We start from the raw sequence: 1,574 nt of genomic DNA, 5'->3' as shown, positions 1-1,574 counted from the left end.
CTCGCCCGCGTCCTGGGTGGAGTTGAGGAACTCGGCGCGGACGCCGTTCGCGCGGAGGGCGTCGACCTGGTCCTGCATCAGCGCGATGAGCGGGGACACGACCACGCCGGTGCCGGGGCGCACGATGGCGGGGATCTGATAGCAGAGCGACTTGCCGCCGCCGGTGGGCATGAGGACGACGGCGTCGCCGCCTCCGATGACCTGCTCGACGATGGACTGCTGCTCGCCGCGGAAGGAGCCGTAGCCGAAGACCTTCTCGAGGATCGCCTGCGCCTCGGAGGATCCGGATCCCGGGGCGCCGCTCGCCGCGTCGCTCCGAACGCCGCCGCGGGACTCCGCCGAGGGGTCGGCGAGCGGCGGGGCGGGGAGGGCTGTCGCGGTGGGCTCTGTCACCCGGGGAACTCTACCCGCCGCCTCCGACGTCGCCCCGGGGGTCCGGGGAACTGTGGAGAAGGGCTGCAGGGAGGGAGCTGGGGAGGCGGATGCGGGGAGGTCGGGGGGCTTCTGCGGCGCCCGGATCAGAGGTCGGTGAGGGTGCGGGTGTCGCCGTCCCAGAAGCGGACGCCCGCGAGGCCGGCAGTGAACGGCTCGCCGAGGAGGGGGACGGCGTCGCCGAGCTGCTCGGCGCGGAGGCGGCGCGAGACGCTGATGTGCGGCGTCCAGGCGTCCCGGAGCGAGGTGTCGACGCCGCCCGGCACGAGGCGCGTGGCCCGGTCGTGCAGCGCGTCGAGGGCGGGCGAGCGGACCACTCCCCAGGCGAGGACGAAGCGCCCGGCGTGCGGGAAGAGGAGGACAGCACCCAGGTCGACCGTCGCCGGCAGCGGACCGAGCGCGCCCGGCTCCGGGGCGGTCAGCTCGGGCCCGGCGACCAGGGTGAGGTGCGGGCGGTTGCTGGCGGACGTGTGCAGCGCGAGGCTCGGGATGCCGGCCGCCTCGAGCGCCTCCCACTGGCCGCGGACGCGAGCCTCCGACTCCGGATCGAGGAGGACTTCGAGGCTGCGCATGTCCACATTCTGCCGCGGCTCCTGTGTGCGGGCCTTCGCGGGCGCGCGGCCACTCGCGGGTGCGCGCGGTCCTCGCCGGCCCCCGCGAGTGTGCAGGAGTCGTCGCACTCGAGCTCGAGTGCGACAACTTTCGCGCACTCGCGGGGGCGGTGACCGGTGGCGGGCAGCGGGCGGGAACCGCCCACCCGCGCCCCGCCACCCGCGTCAGCCGATCGTCACGAGGGCGGCGAACAGCTCCGGCGCTCGACGGTCGACGATCCGACCGCCGACGCGGATGCCGACCAGCGCGAAGACGGTGCCCAGCACGAGGGCGGCCGCCAGTCCGATCAGGCCGAAGGCCGGGTCGCCGCCGATGAGCGAGATCGCGCCGAGGACGATCGACGGGAGCGCCAGTAGACCGGTCGCGGCCATGCTCCCCAGCATCACGACGCTCGAGATCATCCCGGAGCCCGGCGGCGTCTTCAGCGGGCTGTCCCCCGGCCCGGGCACGGGGTAGACGACGAGCGACGAGGCGACGCTCGACACTCCGAACCCGCTGAGCACGAGGGCCAGCGCCATGCCCAGCACGGC

The 1,574-nt window shown here is 74.9% G+C and carries 2 protein-coding genes and 1 pseudogene; all 3 read right to left on the bottom strand.

The window, feature by feature from the left end; genetic code table 11:
* A partial coding sequence (locus C5C27_RS17455) for a DEAD/DEAH box helicase (protein WP_146079767.1) occupies positions 1 to 393 on the bottom strand: 393 nt, incomplete at its 3' end.
* Between the two features lie 125 nt (positions 394 to 518).
* Entirely contained in the window at positions 519 to 1,004 is a 486-nt protein-coding gene (locus C5C27_RS17450) for a 2'-5' RNA ligase family protein (RefSeq protein ID WP_104315033.1), read from the bottom strand.
* A gap of 204 nt (positions 1,005 to 1,208) precedes the next feature.
* Positions 1,209 to 1,574, bottom strand: a pseudogene (locus C5C27_RS18280) (transporter); the annotation flags it as partial.

Origin of the sequence: Rathayibacter sp. AY2B7 (assembly GCF_002931635.1) — a bacterium.
Taxonomy (GTDB): Bacteria; Actinomycetota; Actinomycetes; order Actinomycetales; family Microbacteriaceae; genus Rathayibacter.
This window is presented reverse-complemented; position numbering and strand designations above follow the sequence as displayed.

Excerpts from the sequence above, each read along its gene's own strand:
- C5C27_RS17450 (WP_104315033.1), bottom strand. The coding sequence starts at position 1,004 with ATGCGCAGCCTCGAAGTCCTCCTCGATCCGGAGTCGGAGGCTCGCGTC.